This window comes from Enterococcus sp. DIV0236 (assembly GCF_050558525.1).
Taxonomy (GTDB): Bacteria; Bacillota; Bacilli; order Lactobacillales; family Enterococcaceae; genus Enterococcus; species Enterococcus faecalis.
Map to the genome: position 1 here is coordinate 2,593,423 of NZ_CP187891.1, position 16,199 is coordinate 2,609,621.

Consider the following 16,199-nt stretch of genomic DNA (forward strand, 5'->3'; position numbering starts at 1 on the left):
AATGAAAAATAGCATACAGAAACTGCCGATTTGTTTTATCGATTCATCTGTTCCTCTACTTAAAAATCTATTTGCCTATTCATCATGAATACTAAAAAACGCTTGGCACAAGCCAAGCGTTTTGATTCTCTCTTTACATCGAACCTTTAAAAACATCTTTATTCTTAGCAAAATAATCAACACCAGAGTAAATGGTGAAAATCAAGCAGGCATATAGCATGATTTGATCTAGTGGTAGATGAAGTGCTGAAAATGGAATGTTGTTAATGAACAGTAAAATAATTGCAACCATTTGGGTAGCTGTTTTTACTTTTCCTGGCCAAGCTGCTGCCATTACTTCGCCATGTTCGACTAATAACAACCGTAAACCAGTTACTGCCAATTCACGACAAACAATAATTGCTACAATCCAAGCAGGTACTTTGCCTTGACCAACTAAGACGATAAAAGCGGTCATCACTAGCATTTTGTCCGCTAATGGGTCCGCAAATTTTCCGAAGTTCGTCACCAAGCCTTGTGCACGGGCAATTTTGCCATCCAACCAGTCTGTAAAACTAGCAACTGCAAAAATAATCGCGCCCACTAATTGGGTAACGGCTAACGTTGTGTCGCCAAAACTAATCGTTCCCCAGTCCATCGGCACCGACACAATAATAATAAAAATCGGAATCATAAATATTCTTAAAACTGTTAATTTATTTGGTAAATTCACTTCAATTGCCCCTTCCTTCTCCTGTTCTATTTTACGTTATCTTGCTGGCAGTGTCACGAAAAAAAGAAAAGAATCTGGAATAATTGCCGTTTGACAGTTTATCCAGATTCTTCTTACACCATTTCTAACGATACGTAATCCCTAATGTAACATCCTTACGAATTAAAACTGGCGTTTTTTCCAGTGTTAAATCGGCGCCATCGACTTGGATGGCGACGTTATTTGAGGCGCCTAGAATCAGTGTCGCATTGGCGGCATTCGCAGGTAAAGCTGTTGTTTGGGTCTCTCCTGCTTGCAGGGTGTGTTGGTACGTATAGTTGCCATCGACCATCACGCCAATCCAGCAAGAGCCTTCAGTGCCTTTAAAGGTAATGTTGATTGGACTATTCGCATCTTTAACCGTTGCAGTCACTTGATTGTTGGCATCGCTCACCACAGCCACAGCTGTTTTCTTCTCTGGTTCGCTTGAAGAAGACGGCGGTGTACTACTTTGTGTGCTACTTTCTGGGGTTTGACTTGATTCTTTGGGTTTTTCCACACTGGCACTAGTTGCCGGTGTTTGAATAATCGGTTCGGCTTTTTGATCTTGCCACATAATGTACAGCACCACGACCGCAATGGCTAAACCAATTAACGAAAAGGCAATGGCTGGTAAGTTCCGCAGTAACCAGCTGGATTGCTTTTCTTCGTCATGCAATTGCTTACGTGATCCTTCAAGCTCTTCATACACTGGCTTGGGTTCTTCGACAATTTCAGGCTCTTTGCCATCATAGATATCTACCAATTGATTGCCATCTAAGCCGACCGCACTTGCATATTGGCGGATAAACGCCCGCACATAAAAGGTGCCTGGTAAGGACTCAAAATCGTTTTGTTCAATAATTTCTAAATATCTTTTTTGAATTTTTGTCATTTGTTGCAGTTCATCAATTGAGATGTTCTTCTGCAATCTTGCTTCTTTTAGTGTTTCTCCAATATTTACGCTGGCCACTCGTCCATCTTCTCCAGTCTATTTTGTTAATTTATCGATTGTCTCATCAGTCTTTTTCAATTGCCAAGGAAAACATTCCCGTCCTTTAAGAATACCACAAAAGAAGCCAACTGAGGATAACAAAATTGAAAGATTTCAAAGATTTTTCTTTTTCTTAAACAGTTGGTTTATTGCTCGGTTTCTCCTTTAGGATACATGTAGAAACGGCTCAATCCTTCTTCACGAATAAAGGTCTCTGCTACTTGGCGGACGTCGGCTAATTGAATGCTTTCAATGACTTCAATCTTATCAAACAGCGTGGTTTCCCCAAACAATGATTGTGAAAATTGGTTGGCGATATACTCTAAAGAGTTTAAGGATTGGAAATATTTACCAATCATTTTTTTCTTCAATAAGGACAAATTTTCTTCCGTTAATTCTGGACTTGTTGTGGCAGATAATAAAATAGCTTCAATTCGTTCTGCTAAGACTTCTGGTTGCTCACTATCGCCGCCAATATCCGCAAAATGGAAACTGCGATCTAAATTAAAGTCATAACTAAAACTATCATCTAACAAGCCTTCATCATAAAGAGCCAAATAGTTTTGAGAGGTATTACCAAACAATAATTGTAACAACAAGTTCACGGTGACTTGATATTTCATTAAATCACGACCCGTTGTTGGCACTTCATCTAAGCCTTTCAAGCCAACAAGCACTTTTGCCCGTGTGACCGCCATTTCAATGGCGCTCTCTTTGACAATGTCGGCAGCTGTTTCTTCAGGAAAATGCCGACGAATAGGTTGGGCGGCAGGAAACTCTTTCGCCGCTTGGTTTTCACGAATGAACGCCATTAACGCTTCGGGGTCCATTTTCCCTACCACGAACAAGGTCATATTACTTGGATGATAAAACGTATTGTAACATGTATACAAATCCTCTGCGGTAATCTCCGCAATACTTGCCACTGTGCCGGCTATATCAATATGCAATGGATGTTTCGGATAAAGGTTACCTAAAATACCAAAGAACAAGCGCCAGTTAGGATCATCTAAATACATTTGAATTTCTTGTCCGATGATGCCTTTTTCTTTTTCGACCGTTTCCTTCGTGAAATACGGCGATTGCACAAAATCAAGCAACGTTTCTAGATTTTGTGTCACTTGATCCGTCGTTGAAAACAAATAACTCGTTTTCGTAAAACTGGTAAAGGCATTCGCTGAAGCCCCTTGTTGCCCAAATTTTTGGAAGACATCGCCATCTTCTTTTTCAAACATTTTATGTTCTAAAAAGTGGGCGATTCCGTCAGGTACTTCAATCATTTCCTCTTGACCAATTGGCACGAACGTATTGTCAATGGAACCATAATCGGTCGTAAACAAGCCATACGTTTTTTGGAAATCATTTTTCGGTAATAGGTAAACCTTTAAACCATTTTCCAGTGTTTCTGTATACAATGTTTCTTTAATTTGTGCATAGTCTTTTTTAATCATTTTCCGTTTCTCCTTCCAAAAAGAAGATCGCTTGAAGTTCCAAGCGTTTGGCTACTTCTTGGATTTCTGGAATAGTCACGGCATTAATCCGCGCAATCCATTCCTCCGCCGTCAGTATTGTCTGCGGCATTAATTCGTTCAAGTATTCTTTTTCCAGCCACGCGCCTGCATTATCTAACGCTAAGATATACTGATTTTTTAACATTGCTTTCGTTTGTTCAATTTCTAATTCGCTAATCTTACCTAAGCGAATATTTTCCAATTCTGTCGAAATCAAACGCAAGACCTGATTTCGATTTTTGCCATCGATTCCTGTTTGAACCGTCATGAAGCCACGGAAGGTGTCGATACTACTAGAAGCATAATACGCTAAATGCTCTTTCTCACGGACATTCATAAATAATTTAGAATGCGGGAAACCGCCAAAAATCCCATTAAACACTTGCAACGCAAAATAATAGCTATCGCCATAATAAATATCTGTGTTGTAAGCCAAGTTTAATTTCGATTGGGCTAACACCTCACGCTCGGTCCGCTCTTCAATCACATTGCGAATTGGTTGATTGTAGAAAATCGCGGCTTTGCCTTCTTCACGAGGCGTAAACGGTAATTGCTTGAATAGTGGCACTAAATCCGCCTCATTGACATCGCCTAAGACAAAAATATCCACTTGATCTTCCGCCAGCATTTTTTGATAATACGCTGCTAATGACGCCGCTGTTTCCTCAGCTAACGCCGCAACAGTCCCGAAACTAGGGATTTTTTGATCCTCCGATTGATTAAAATAGACACTTTGAAGCGCCAAAGAGGCATAGGTTTGCTTATCCTCCACAATACTTTCCAAGTACGCTTTCAAGTTCTCTTTTTCCCGTTGGAAGGTTTCCGCCTCGAATTGGCCCGCTTGAATATTGGGGGCAAAAATAATTTCCTTCAAAAAGTCCACCGCTTCGGCGAGAACCTGACTATCCTGTAAATAATGATCATTGACAATGTTCATAGAAATATTAAACCAATGTTGATTGCCTTTTTTGGAAACGCCGATCCCAAAGCTGGCGCCGTAAAGCTCCGCCAAACGCTCACTTAACTTGACTTGATTCGGGTAATTCAAGCTGTTGGTTTCCATCAAACTGGACAACAGCGTTCTTTTTGTAATGGTTTCATGATTTAATCGTGTATTAAAGCGGACTAAAAGACGCACCGTTTTATATTTTTCTGTAGGAATGACGTGTAAATTCACGCCTTTAACTAATTGAACAGACATTGCCGCATCGCTCCTTCATTTGCTTCATCTTACCTAAAGAATGCTGTGAAATATATGTATCGCGTAAATTCTAAAGCATTTTTTAATGTTTTTTCCAATAGCTCCATTATAACACAGCTTCAGGTGCTTTCTGAATGATAAGAGTTTTTCAGTTCAAATTTTCAAGAAGATTCGGTATACTGTTTTTAAAGTGAGGAGGGAAAAAAGAATGATTAAAGAATTTAAAGAGTTTATCATGCGCGGGAGTGTCTTAGACCTAGCCGTTGGTGTTGTCATTGGTAGTGCGTTTACAGCGATTGTGACACAAGTGGTGGAAGGCTTGATTACCCCGTTGATTAGTCTGATTTTTGTCTTGACGACTGGGAAAAAGAGTGCCGACGATGCATTGGGTGCCCTTGTTTATAAAGTCGAAGGCGTTGAATTCAATATTGGTAGCGTGATTAGTGCACTTATTACATTTTTAATTACGGCCTTCGTCCTCTTCTTGATTGTCAAAGCGGCCAACAAAATGAAAAACCGCGGCAAAAAAGAAGAAGCGGCAGAAGAAGAAGTGGTACCAACGAGCGAAGATTACTTAAAAGAAATTCGCGACTTGCTAGCGGCGCAAACACCGCCTGCTGAAACTGTCAAAACAGACAGCACTTTCACAGAGAAATAAGCAAAAAGTCATCCTGAAGGGATGACTTTTTTGTTTTGTCCTAGATAGATGGTCCTGCGACGAGGTTCCAGGTGATGTTGCCTGTGTAGGCGCCTTTTTTCAGTTGTTGATAAGGGGTTGTTATATTTAAAGTTGGGACTCTAAAGTCACCTGACCACATTCCTTGACCTTTACCTACTCCTGCTGTAATTAATGTGGTTGCTCCTCCACCCATCTTCATGCTGGTTCCGATAAAATCAGGAGCAGTAGGATCATCTGCAATATTAACACCATTTAAAATCGATGTTGATATAAATGCTCCTGGAGTTGGACCAGTAGTCTTATATTCAGTATAATATCCGTTAAATTCAAAGTTAAGAGAGCCATCCAAAATATCTGTTCCATTTTTCATTTGCCCCAGTTCGCCAGTTAGATGCCAACCTTCTTTGGTTCCACGTAAATCACCAACAGAGACTTCTTTTATTGGTGATGTAGCTATCTTAATGCTTGATAAATCTTCACCAATCTTAGTTTTAGAAAAATCAAATCTTTTAGGAATAGTTAAAATATCAAAATCGCCATTTGATGTTGTTAGGTCTGGATCTGTATTAGGACCATCATTATTATCTTGGTCTGGCAACACACCCCCACCAAACTCCACCTGCACCGGCGTATTCCCTGTCGTCACAGCCTGTGCTGAAAGTGGTGCCAAACTTGCGCCAACTACGGCACTACCAACCAATAAACTTGCCATTATTTTCTTTTTCATATGTACATCTCCTTTAACATTCTGAATTTCCAGTGCGCCCTAGTTGTTTCTTTGGCGCTGCTGAAGCTATGGCTTTATTATACAAGATTCCCCCTTATCTGTGATTTTAAATATTGAACAGTTCTTGCAAAAAAACAACATTTCCTTTAAAAGCAACGTTTCCCCTTGGTTTAAAGGCTTTTTTTCAACACTTATTGATATTTTTGGCTGTTATTTAATGTTTTTTTCGAGAAAATACTTTAATAAACAACGAGAAAACGTCACAAAGTAGAGGTCAAACTCTAACTTTGTGACGTTTTCTTCTAAAATCTTATACATTTATTCGCAGATGCAGCGAAAAAACCGTAATTTTTTATTTAATGACAGCCGTTTTTATATTTGTTCGTCACTAAGACTTACAATTTACGGCGACGGGCGAATTCCACAAACTTAAATTTGTTTAAGCGGTGACGAGATTCCGTATAGCCAAAACAGCGGGTATCTTCCAAGTTCATGATACTACGGACCACGACAACATGATTGCCTTCCACTTCACCAATCAGCTGCTTGTCCATCTCTGTGAGCGGTTCCACGGTAATTTCTTTCTGGGCGTAACTAATCGCCAAGCCAAGATCGTTTTCCAGATAATCGAAAATCGAATCTTCGGCACGGTGCTTCGGCAGTTCTGGGACAATCTCTTTAATCAAGTAATCAATATCTAAAATATCGACTTCCCCTTCAATCTCCCGTTGCCGAACTAAGCGCCACACAGGGGCCCCTTCCGTCCAACCAGTCAACTGAGCCAAGTTGCGCTCCACAGGAATTTCTTCTAAGGAAACCACATGCGTATGACTTTCAATATGTTGCGTTTGTTGTAACTCCTTGTAACTGGTCACCCCTGATATAGGAAAATTAAACTTTTTAAAGTTGAGCACAATCGAGCCTTTGCCTTGTTTTTTCTGAATGTAGCCAGCGTTAATTAGTAAATTCAAGGCTTTCCGAATTGTTTCACGGGAAACATTGTAGGTTTCCACTAATTGATTTTCACTAGGTAATAAATCGCCTGGCTGATAGTCGCCTTGGACAATTTGTTGTTCTAATTCTAAAAATATGTCATGAAACTTGTTCATGCCGATCCTCCTCTACCAACAATTTCTTTTCTAAAAGCATAGCATATTCCCTCCGAAAAACCTAGAGCTGGTCAGAAAAATCCACCGCACTTTCTGCCTTACTTACGCCACAAACTCCCCCAGCCAAACCACTACTTGACCGCCTTTTTTTCGGACCCAGCGCAGTCGGTTGCTGCCCCCTTCTGGAAAAGTTTTCCCAAGAATCTAGGGAAAATCCTTGTAATTCTGATTCGTTCATACTATACTGTAGTCAAACGAAACATGTCTATACAAGTTCACAAGGAGGCGCCAAACATGACTATTTTAGAATTAACATTCGCAACGAACCAACTAACGACGACTTTTTTTAACCATAAATTGGAACCGCTTCACCAAAAAACGTTCCCTTTTGAAGCTTTGACTATCGAAGAAACAGTTCCTGAACTGTGCCAATTGATTGTGGCAGAGGCTGCGCCGATTCTGGGGGGGATTGTGGCTGATTTCCCAGAGGACTTCTTTTCGCCAGAGGAAACGTTGGCGCTGGTTCCGCAAGCGGTGATTCAAGCATTCGCGGAACAGTTGAACACGCCACTTTTAACGGCAGCCGAACAAGCGGCGGCACCGAATCTGCTGGCAGCATTTGAAGAAAAACGGCAGTATCTGGCTTGGCATTTAGATTATTATGGCTACGTACCTGGGAAAAATGAATATGCGGTGGAGTCCCTATTAACTGTCGGCAATGGCTTTTTAGGCTTGCGCGGCACGACACCTGAGATGACGATTTCTGATGATCATTATCCAGCGACCTACATTGCGGGGCTTTATAATACAGCGGCTTCGGAAGTTGCGGGTCAAGTAGTGGAAAATGAAGATTTCGTCAATGCTCCTGACAACCAACACATCGCTTTAAAAATTGGCGATGCCACTGACTGGTTAACGATTTCCCCAGACACGCTACAACAATTACACCGTCAATTGAACTTGAAAACGGGATTGTTTGTCGCAGAAATGATTTTGAAAGATGCGGACAATCAGCAAATTAAATTAACGACGAAAAAAATCGCCAATATGGCACAGCCGAATGACTATCATCTGCAATATACGTTTGAGCCGTTAAACTTTTCGGCCCCGATTACTTTGAAAACCGTCACGGATGGCAGTGTCTACAACTATAACGTGGCGCGGTATCGCAACTTAACAGCCAAACATTTTCAGGTGACAGCATTAAGCGCGCAGGAAAACAAAACCGTGATTGAGGTTTGTACCAATCAATCCAACTTGAGCGTCCGAGAAACGGCCTTGATAACTGGTGATTTTTTTGAAAAAGAAGCGATTACGATTCAAGAAGAAGCGGAAAAAATCGCCCAAGTGGTGACCGTGATGGCGCACCAAGGAACACGCTATACGCTAGAAAAACAAGTCTTTGTGCAAGCCAGCCACGCCGAACAAAGTTGGCAGGTACCGTTTACGCCGAGGGACTCTTTTGCGGCCGCCGCTCAGGAAAGCGCCCGCGCTTGGCAAACCCTTTGGCAACAAGCCAACATTACCGTGACAGGCGATTTGATGTCTCAAAAACTTTTACGGATTCACAGTTATCACTTGCTGGCTTCGGCTTCGCCTTTTAGTAACCAAGCGCAAGCATTGGACGTCTCGATTACCGCCCGAGGCTTGCATGGTGAAGCGTATCGTGGACATATTTTCTGGGATGAAATTTTTATTTTACCTTTTTATATTCAACATTATCCTGACACAGCGAAACAATTGTTGCTGTATCGCTACCACCGATTAGAGAAAGCGAAGGAAAATGCGGCGGCCAGCCAGTATCGTGGCGCAATGTATCCGTGGCAATCAGGACGTGATGGGCGTGAAACCACGCAAAAACTTCACTTAAATCCGTTGAATGGACATTGGGGCGAGGATCATAGTATTCTGCAACGACATGTGTCCTTGGCGATTGCTTACAATGCTTGGTTGTATTGGCATAGTACACAGGATCATGAATTTATGAAACAATATGGCGGCGAAATGTTGTTAGAAATCGCTCAATTTTGGAACAGCGCTGCGACGTTAGATGACGCAACAGGACGGTTCTTTATTGATAAAGTGATGGGACCTGATGAGTTTCACGAGGGCTATCCAGACCAAACGGAAAGCGGCTTGAAAAACAACGCCTATACGAATTTGATGGTGGTTTGGCTATTCGAAGAATTAACCAACATTTTGGCACTTTTCTCTGAGGAAGAACAGGCACAACTTTTTGCCAAAACGCAGACCACTTCTGCTGATCTAGCCCGCATGCAGCAAATTCAAAATTCACTGGAAATTGAAGTTAATTCTGACGGTATTATTGCGCAATATGAAGGGTATTTCGACTTAAAAGAGATTGACTGGGCGGCGATGAAAGAGAAATACGGCAATATTTACCGCATGGATCGAATTTTAAAAGCCGAAGGGAAATCTCCCGATGATTACAAAGTGGCGAAACAAGCCGACACGTTAATGTTGTTCTACAACTTAGACAAAACTCGGGTGGATCAAATTTTAGAAGATTTAGGGTATCAATTGCCTGCGGATTATTTAGAAAAAAATCTTTTGTATTATCTAAAACGGACGTCTCATGGTTCGACTTTGTCACGAATTGTTCATGCCCAATTGGCAGAAATGGCGCAATTCCATGAGCTATCTTGGCAACTTTATCAAGAAGCGTTGTATTCCGATTATCGTGACATTCAAGGTGGTACGACCGCTGAAGGGATTCATACAGGGGTCATGGCTGCGACGATCCACGTTACTTTAGCGACGTATGCAGGCGTTGACACGCGCCAGAACGAGTTATCAATTTGTCCAAACTTACCTGAACATTGGCAAGCGCTGGCCTTCCAGTTTATTCATCAAGGCGTGACGTATCAATTTTCATTAACACAAACCAGTGTCACGATTACAGCAGATAAAGACACACAATTATTGGTTCAGGGCGCGTTGATTCCGTTAACCGCCGAACGACCAAAAGAAGTACATTATCAATAAAGGAGCGAACCACAATGACGATTGGATTTATTTTTGATTTGGATGGTGTCATTACTGACACCGCCAAATTTCATTATCAAGCTTGGAAAGCGTTGGCCGATTCGCTAGGCATTTCCATTGACGAAACCTTCAACGAAACATTAAAAGGCATTAGTCGGATGGATTCCTTGGACCGCATTTTAGCCCATGGCCACCGTGAAAATGCGTTTACTCCAGCAGAAAAAGAAGCCTTAGCTCAGCAAAAAAATGACCACTACGTTCAATTATTAGAACATTTAACGACAGAAGATGTTTTACCTGGTGTCGTGCCATTGCTACAGCAAGCCCAAGCACGTCACATTCCCTGTGCCGTGGCTTCGGCTTCAAAAAACGCGCCCCTGATTTTGGAAAAATTAGGCGTGCGCGCGTACTTCGCCACAATTGTCGATCCCGACTCATTAAGCAAAGGCAAACCTGATCCTGAAATCTTTTTAGCCGCCGCTGACAGTATTGGCGTGCTACCGCAAAACGCCATTGGCTTTGAAGATGCACAATCAGGCATTGACGGCTTGAAAGCCGCGGGCATCTATGCCGTCGGCTTGTCGGCCAGCCAACCCTTAATCGGAGCCGACATGCAAGTCTCTGAAATGACTGAACTAAGCGTTGATGCACTGCTCAATCGCTAAAGAAGGACAAGAACCTTTAGCAACAGGCACCTCTTTTCATCTACATTGTATCTATGCTAGAATGTAGATGAAAAGAGAGAGATGCGTCAACATACCTCTCTAGTGTAGAGCCGTTTGAGACGGTGACCATGTTAATTATTTAAAAATAACCGTGCTTGGTCAAAGTAAACGGTTATTTTTTATTGTCATTTTTAACAGCTTTTATAATTTCACGGATTAACGCTAAATTTATTCGTACTTTTCGGGAAAATGTGCTATAATGAAAACGAAAAGAGAGATATGCGTCAACATACCTCTCTGATGTAGAGCCGTTTAAGACGGTGACCGATTTTGTTACAAAAAATAACCGTACTCGATCAAAGTAAACGGTTATTTTTTATTGTCATTTTTAAGCAATTTCACAATCAGCGCAATCAAAGCAATGGTAAACATACCAAACCCTAGGATCGTCTGAATTGTTTCATATGCTGACAACAGGCCTCTCCTTTCTGTAAATTTTGGAAGTACGCTCATACGCACCACCTCACTTTCAGATTAGATAGCCACCGTGTTAACTTCTCTACACTTAGATTATACCATGCAAAACTAAAAAATAATTAGTTTCAAATATATTTTTTTAGGGAAATGTGCTATAATGAAAACGAAAAGAGAGATATGCTTCAACATACCTCTCTGATGTAGAGCCGTTTAAGACGGTGACCGATTGTATTATTTAAAAATAACCGTACTGGTCAAAGTAGACGGTTATTTTTTATTGTCATTTTTAAGCAATTTCACAATCAGTGCAATCAAAACAATGGTAAACATACCAAACCCTAGGATCGTCTGAATTGTTTCATATGCTGACAAAAGGCCTCTCCTTTCCGTAAATTTTGGAAGTACGCTCATACGCACCACCTCACCGAAAGAGGAAAGTCTCTGCTCATACGCTTCTCACTTTGTTGCGATGCTCGTCGCAAAGCGCATGTTCCTTTGCGCTTGCCTCCGCCTTAACTACTCTACACTTATCGTATATCATGAATGCCTAATAAATATTCAGGTTACAATATATTTTTAGATAAAATGATTTAGAGAAAAACCCGCCCACATCAGAAAAATGATGTGGGCGGGTTTTATAATTATTTATTTTTTGTTTCAAATAACGGACTAACTGGTTTGTTTTCGTGGATACGTTTAATCGCATCTCCGATTAATTCACCAACGCTGACTTCGTCAATTTTAGCAATTTTACGATCATCAGATAGGTAAATAGAGTCTGTTACAACTAAGCGTTCAATTGCTGAATCTTCAATACGTTGTAAGGCTGGTCCTGATAAAACGGGATGTGTACAAGAAGCGTAAACGTCTTTTGCTCCGGCTTCTTTCAATGCGTTTGCAGCAAGAGAAATTGTCCCCGCTGTGTCAATCATGTCATCAATTAAGACACATGTTTTGCCTTCCACATGACCAATGATATTCATTACTTCTGCTACGTTCGCTTTTGGACGACGTTTGTCAATGATCGCAATTGGTGCTTTTAAGAATTCTGCCAATTTACGCGCACGCGTTACACCACCATGGTCAGGGGAAACAACAACGACGTCATCGCCTTGAATGCCGTGTTCGATGAAGTAATCGGCAATTAATGGTGCACCCATCAAATGATCCACTGGAATATCAAAGAATCCTTGAATTTGGACCGCATGTAAGTCCAATGTCAACATTCTTGTTGCACCAGCTTTTTCAATCATGTTTGCAACAAGTTTAGCAGTGATTGGTTCCCGGGCACGTGCTTTACGGTCTTGACGTGCATACCCATAATAAGGCATAACCACGTTAATTGTTTTAGCACTCGCACGTTTTAACGCATCAATCATGATTAATAGTTCCATTAAGTTATCGTTAACAGGGCTACTTGTTGATTGAATGACGTAAACATGTGCACCACGAATACTTTCTTCAATATTCACTTGAATTTCGCCATCACTAAATTGTGTTACAGAGCACTTTCCTAGCTCCACACCCACAGCATCCGCAATTTTTTCTGCTAAGGGACGATTAGAGTTCAAAGAAAAGATTTTCAATCTTGGATCAAAATAATGTTTCGACATTAGAACCTCCACTTTCTATTTCAGCCAATTCGTTAAAACTGAACAATACTTTCCTTCTAAAATAATAGTAGTCCTAGCCAAATAAATCAAGAGATTTTCTGTATTTCATACAAGATATTCATCAAAAGTCGCTTTCTTCTAACTATTTTATCGTATTTGTCTAAAAAATGAGGATTATTTGAATAAAGAAAGGTACTCGCCATAGCCTTCTTTTTCTAAATCTGCCACTGGCACAAATCTCAAAGCTGCCGCATTAATGCAATAACGTAAGCCGCCTTCTTGGAGTGGGCCATCAGTGAAAACATGCCCTAAATGTGAATCCGCTTCTTGACTACGAACTTCTACTCGGTGCATGCCGTGACTAAAATCAGCTTTTTCTTTGACGCCACGTTTTTCAATTGGTTTGGTAAAGGATGGCCAGCCGCAACCAGCATCGTATTTGTCCAGGGAGCTAAACAACGGTTCGCCACTAACAATATCTACATAGATTCCGTCTTGGTAAAAGTCATCATATTCTCCTGAAAAAGGGCGTTCTGTTGCGTTTTCTTGTGTGACGGCATATTGAAGATCCGTCAAGGTTTGTTTTAATTCTTCTTCTGTTGGTTTTGTCATTCTGTCCACTCCTTTTCTTCTGTTCAATTTATTGGGTTCAATGATACCACGTTTGCCAAACAGGCACCTAATAGTTTGCATAGTAAAAGACAGTCCTTTCTCTTTTTGACGAATGAAAAGGACTGTCTTTTATTAGTTGAATTCTTTTAGTAGTCGGGCTACTTTGGCAATTGGTAAACCCATAATGGCGTAATAATCGCCAGCGATTGCTTCAATTAGTAATGCTCCTTGTCCTTGGATACCATAAGCGCCTGCTTTGTCGGCATATTCTGCGGTATCTAAGTAAGCATGGATTTCCGTGTCTGTCAGTGGATAAAACGTCACGGTTGAATGAACTGTCGCGGAGCGTTCTTTTTCCCCTTGTTTCAACGTCACACTTGTATACACGTCATGTGTTTTGCCACTTAGGAGGCGCAACATGCGATAACCGTCTTCCCGAGAAGTGGGTTTGCCGAGGATCTCTCCCGCCAATGCCACAATTGTATCGCAGCCAATGACTAGTGCTTCGGGGGATTGCTCTGCTATAGCCGCTGCTTTTTGGGCAGCCATTTGCGCCACATATTCTGCTGGTAAGCCGTCTTTGCCAACAGTTTCATCGATATCGGCTGGTGCAATCGTAAAAGTTGGGACCACACGCTTTAATAACTCCTGACGGCGAGGAGATTGGGATGCTAAAATAATTTGCATAAATTGATGACGCCTCGTTTCTTTTTAATGGGGGTCTTGAATGCGTTTAAACATTCGTTCCATATCTGAATTCGTAAAATGAATCAGCACCGGACGTCCATGCGGACAATTAAACGGATTTTCGCACAAGGCTAAATCTTTTAATAGCACGCGTGCTTGTTGCTCATTGAGGTAATGATTGGCTTTGATGGATCGCTTACAGCTCATCATAATGGCAGTTGCTTCACGGAATTTTTTCACGCTGACCGAGCCAGTTGTTAGCAACATGTCAATCATCTCGCGAACAATGCTTTCCTCTTCGCCTGCAGGATACCAAGTTGGGTGCGCCCGCACAATGAAACTATTTTGTCCAAAGTCTTCCAAATGGATGCCGACTTCCGCAAGGGTTTCTTTCTGCTCTTTAATTTTCAAGGCATCGCTATTTGGATAATCAATAACGATTGGTACCAATAGTTCTTGTAAATCATCACTGACTTCGCCAATTTTTTCACGGAAGTACTCGTATTTAATTCGTTCTTGGGCAGCGTGTTGGTCGATAATAAACAGGCCATCTTTGCTTTGTGCGAATAAATAAGTTCCGTGCATTTGACCGAAGTATTCTAGCTCAGGAAAACGCTCTGTCGGTCGTTCTTCTTCCAACTTGTTCAGGGCTTGTTTCAGTTCTCTTTGACTCGCAGCGCTATTGGCATCGAATTCTGGGTGAAGTTTCATTTCTTCTTGGAAAACCTCGTCAGCAGCCTCTGATGAACGCAGAGAAGGTTCTGAATCAGGCACTTCAGTTATTTTCGTTTCTTCGGCTATTACCTGTTGCTCATTACTAGCTGTTTCCCAATGATTTGCGGAATCAGCAGCTGCCGAAGAGGTTTCGTAAGCTGACGTTTCTTCCGCTACACTCGTTGATTCTGGCACTGGCGGCGCAAATGGATCGTCCATTGGGTCCACTGCTCTTTCTGTCTGGTTGACAGATTCAGGGGCGCTTGAGGCTGGTGTTTTGTCTGTCGCATGTTCCGCATAGAAGCGGCCTGTTGCGGGATTATAGCTTAAGCTGCCCGGTCGTTGTTTTACCGCAGGTTGTTCAGTCGATAAAGGAATTTCCATTTGTTCGGCTTTAGGTTCTGGCGGTAGTTTCTTTTTAAAACGCAAATTGTCTGCCGCATTGGGAATCAACTGTTCTTGGCTCAACACTTCTTGAATCGCCTGTTCAATTAATGCCATTAAATCTTTTTCTTTACTTAAACGAACTTCTTGCTTAGTAGGATGGACATTGACATCGACTAACAGCGGATCCATTTCAATTTCTAACACAGCAATTGGAAAACGCCCCACCATTAGTTTCGAACCATAGCCGGCTACAATTGCTTTATTTAACGCGAAATTTTTAATATAACGACCATTGATAATCGTTGATAAATAGTTGCGGCTGGCCCGTGTGACTTCTGGCAATGAAACATACCCTGTCAAAGTAAAATCAAGGTCTTTTCCTTCAATTTTCAACATTTTCTTTGCGGTACTAATGCCATAAATCCCGGCAATCGTTTGTTTTAAATCACCATTGCCTGTTGTACTCATCATTTTGTGGCCGTCATGAACTAAGCGAAAAGCGACTTTAGGGTGGCTTAACGCCAGACGATTGACAATGTCACCGATATTGGCCAATTCCGTTTGGATCGTTTTGACGTATTTCAAACGAGCAGGCGTATTATAAAATAAATTAGAAACGGTCATTTTTGTGCCTTTACGGAGGGCTGCTGGTCGGTTTTCTTCGACCTTGCCCCCTTTTAGAATCACATAGCTGCCTTCTTCTTCCTCAGCTGTGGCAGTTTCGACAATCATTTCAGAAACTGAGGCAATACTTGGTAAGGCTTCGCCTCGGAACCCCAAGCTGCGAATTCGGAACAAATCATCTCTTGTATGAATTTTGCTTGTGGCATGGCGTTTGAAGGCATTCAGTACATCTTCTTTGGCAATTCCTTCACCATTATCAATAATTTGAATGGTTTTCAAGCCAGCTTCTTCAATAAAAATATCAATTTGGGTGCTTCCTGCATCCAGTGCATTTTCCACCAATTCTTTGACGACAGAAGCGGGACGTTCAACAACTTCACCAGCAGCAATCTGGTTGGCTAGTTGTTCGGATAGTTCTTGAATTTTCCCCATTTCACGACCTCCTAACCGGTTCGGTTCCTAA

The 16,199-nt window shown here is 41.5% G+C and carries 15 protein-coding genes; 3 read left to right on the top strand and 12 right to left on the bottom strand.

Annotated elements, in window-relative coordinates; translation table 11 throughout:
- Positions 1–133: 133 nt before the first annotated feature.
- The 4 genes from pgsA to yfmF all read right to left on the bottom strand — a co-directional run bounded on the left by pgsA (position 134) and on the right by yfmF (position 4,436).
- Positions 134–712 carry a CDP-diacylglycerol--glycerol-3-phosphate 3-phosphatidyltransferase gene (pgsA, locus tag IGK27_RS12445; RefSeq protein WP_002365382.1) on the bottom strand — a complete coding sequence of 193 codons (579 nt, stop codon included), beginning with the start codon at positions 710–712 and terminating at the stop codon, positions 134–136.
- A gap of 124 nt (positions 713–836) precedes the next feature.
- Positions 837–1,703 (bottom strand): helix-turn-helix domain-containing protein, encoded by an 867-nt coding sequence (locus IGK27_RS12450; protein WP_033626602.1) that lies wholly within the window; start codon positions 1,701–1,703, stop codon positions 837–839.
- A 167-nt stretch (positions 1,704–1,870) separates the two neighbouring features.
- Complete coding sequence (gene yfmH / locus IGK27_RS12455; protein WP_002383221.1) at positions 1,871–3,175, bottom strand: EF-P 5-aminopentanol modification-associated protein YfmH; 1,305 nt, start codon at positions 3,173–3,175, stop codon at positions 1,871–1,873.
- Complete coding sequence (gene yfmF, locus IGK27_RS12460; protein ID WP_033626604.1) at positions 3,168–4,436, bottom strand: EF-P 5-aminopentanol modification-associated protein YfmF; 1,269 nt, start codon at positions 4,434–4,436, stop codon at positions 3,168–3,170. Before yfmF ends, yfmH begins: the two co-directional genes overlap by 8 nt.
- A 208-nt stretch (positions 4,437–4,644) precedes the next feature.
- Here yfmF and mscL point away from each other — a divergent pair, with 208 nt between their 5' ends.
- Complete coding sequence (gene mscL / locus IGK27_RS12465; protein ID WP_002354883.1) at positions 4,645–5,094, top strand: large conductance mechanosensitive channel protein MscL; 450 nt, start codon at positions 4,645–4,647, stop codon at positions 5,092–5,094.
- 40 nt (positions 5,095–5,134) lie between these two features.
- On the opposite strand, the gene IGK27_RS12470 is transcribed toward mscL, so the two are convergent.
- Together IGK27_RS12470 and treR are read right to left on the bottom strand one after the other, a co-directional pair.
- A complete protein-coding gene (locus tag IGK27_RS12470) occupies positions 5,135–5,842 on the bottom strand; it encodes a WxL domain-containing protein (protein WP_033626606.1) in 708 nt (235 codons plus the stop codon).
- Between the two features lie 395 nt (positions 5,843–6,237).
- Positions 6,238–6,951, bottom strand: a complete 714-nt coding sequence (gene treR, locus IGK27_RS12475; RefSeq protein ID WP_002354877.1) for a trehalose operon repressor — start codon at positions 6,949–6,951, stop codon at positions 6,238–6,240.
- Between the two features lie 261 nt (positions 6,952–7,212).
- On the opposite strand from treR, the gene IGK27_RS12480 reads away from it, so the two are divergent.
- A complete protein-coding gene (locus IGK27_RS12480) occupies positions 7,213–9,957 on the top strand; it encodes a glycoside hydrolase family 65 protein (RefSeq protein ID WP_430596422.1) in 2,745 nt (914 codons plus the stop codon).
- Between the two features lie 14 nt (positions 9,958–9,971).
- Positions 9,972–10,622: a beta-phosphoglucomutase gene (gene pgmB / locus IGK27_RS12485; protein ID WP_002354875.1), complete on the top strand. Its 651-nt coding sequence runs from the start codon at positions 9,972–9,974 to the stop codon at positions 10,620–10,622.
- Positions 10,623–10,991: 369 nt separating this feature from the next.
- On the opposite strand, the gene pepG1 (IGK27_RS12490) is transcribed toward pgmB, so the two are convergent.
- The 6 genes from pepG1 (IGK27_RS12490) to mutL all read right to left on the bottom strand — a co-directional run bounded on the left by pepG1 (IGK27_RS12490) (position 10,992) and on the right by mutL (position 16,168).
- Positions 10,992–11,135, bottom strand: a complete 144-nt coding sequence (pepG1, locus tag IGK27_RS12490) for a type I toxin-antitoxin system toxin PepG1 (protein ID WP_002392696.1) — start codon at positions 11,133–11,135, stop codon at positions 10,992–10,994.
- Between the two features lie 231 nt (positions 11,136–11,366).
- A complete protein-coding gene (gene pepG1 / locus IGK27_RS12495; RefSeq protein WP_016619098.1) occupies positions 11,367–11,510 on the bottom strand; it encodes a type I toxin-antitoxin system toxin PepG1 in 144 nt (47 codons plus the stop codon).
- Between the two features lie 230 nt (positions 11,511–11,740).
- Entirely contained in the window at positions 11,741–12,712 is a 972-nt protein-coding gene (locus IGK27_RS12500) for a ribose-phosphate diphosphokinase (protein WP_002381060.1), read from the bottom strand.
- A 174-nt stretch (positions 12,713–12,886) separates the two neighbouring features.
- On the bottom strand, positions 12,887–13,324 hold the full coding sequence (msrB, locus tag IGK27_RS12505; RefSeq protein WP_002354871.1) for a peptide-methionine (R)-S-oxide reductase MsrB: 438 nt from the start codon (positions 13,322–13,324) through the stop codon (positions 12,887–12,889).
- Positions 13,325–13,456: 132 nt separating this feature from the next.
- Positions 13,457–14,011, bottom strand: coding sequence for a Maf family protein (locus IGK27_RS12510; RefSeq protein ID WP_002354869.1), 555 nt, complete (start codon positions 14,009–14,011; stop codon positions 13,457–13,459).
- Between the two features lie 24 nt (positions 14,012–14,035).
- A complete protein-coding gene (mutL, locus tag IGK27_RS12515) occupies positions 14,036–16,168 on the bottom strand; it encodes a DNA mismatch repair endonuclease MutL (protein WP_010830697.1) in 2,133 nt (710 codons plus the stop codon).
- Positions 16,169–16,199: the final 31 nt, after the last annotated feature.

What these genes read in the sequence shown, in the direction of transcription:
- yfmH (WP_002383221.1), bottom strand. Translation starts at nt 3,175, where the DNA reads ATGATTAAAAAAGACTATGCACAAATTAAAGAAACATTGTATACAGAA.
- yfmF (WP_033626604.1), bottom strand. Translation starts at nt 4,436, where the DNA reads ATGTCTGTTCAATTAGTTAAAGGCGTGAATTTACACGTCATTCCTACA.
- mscL (WP_002354883.1), top strand. Translation starts at nt 4,645, where the DNA reads ATGATTAAAGAATTTAAAGAGTTTATCATGCGCGGGAGTGTCTTAGAC.
- IGK27_RS12470 (WP_033626606.1), bottom strand. Translation starts at nt 5,842, where the DNA reads ATGAAAAAGAAAATAATGGCAAGTTTATTGGTTGGTAGTGCCGTAGTT.
- treR (WP_002354877.1), bottom strand. Translation starts at nt 6,951, where the DNA reads ATGAACAAGTTTCATGACATATTTTTAGAATTAGAACAACAAATTGTC.
- IGK27_RS12480 (WP_430596422.1), top strand. Translation starts at nt 7,213, where the DNA reads ATGTCTATACAAGTTCACAAGGAGGCGCCAAACATGACTATTTTAGAA.
- pgmB (WP_002354875.1), top strand. Translation starts at nt 9,972, where the DNA reads ATGACGATTGGATTTATTTTTGATTTGGATGGTGTCATTACTGACACC.
- pepG1 (WP_002392696.1), bottom strand. Translation starts at nt 11,135, where the DNA reads ATGAGCGTACTTCCAAAATTTACAGAAAGGAGAGGCCTGTTGTCAGCA.
- pepG1 (WP_016619098.1), bottom strand. Translation starts at nt 11,510, where the DNA reads ATGAGCGTACTTCCAAAATTTACGGAAAGGAGAGGCCTTTTGTCAGCA.
- IGK27_RS12500 (WP_002381060.1), bottom strand. Translation starts at nt 12,712, where the DNA reads ATGTCGAAACATTATTTTGATCCAAGATTGAAAATCTTTTCTTTGAAC.
- msrB (WP_002354871.1), bottom strand. Translation starts at nt 13,324, where the DNA reads ATGACAAAACCAACAGAAGAAGAATTAAAACAAACCTTGACGGATCTT.
- IGK27_RS12510 (WP_002354869.1), bottom strand. Translation starts at nt 14,011, where the DNA reads ATGCAAATTATTTTAGCATCCCAATCTCCTCGCCGTCAGGAGTTATTA.
- mutL (WP_010830697.1), bottom strand. Translation starts at nt 16,168, where the DNA reads ATGGGGAAAATTCAAGAACTATCCGAACAACTAGCCAACCAGATTGCT.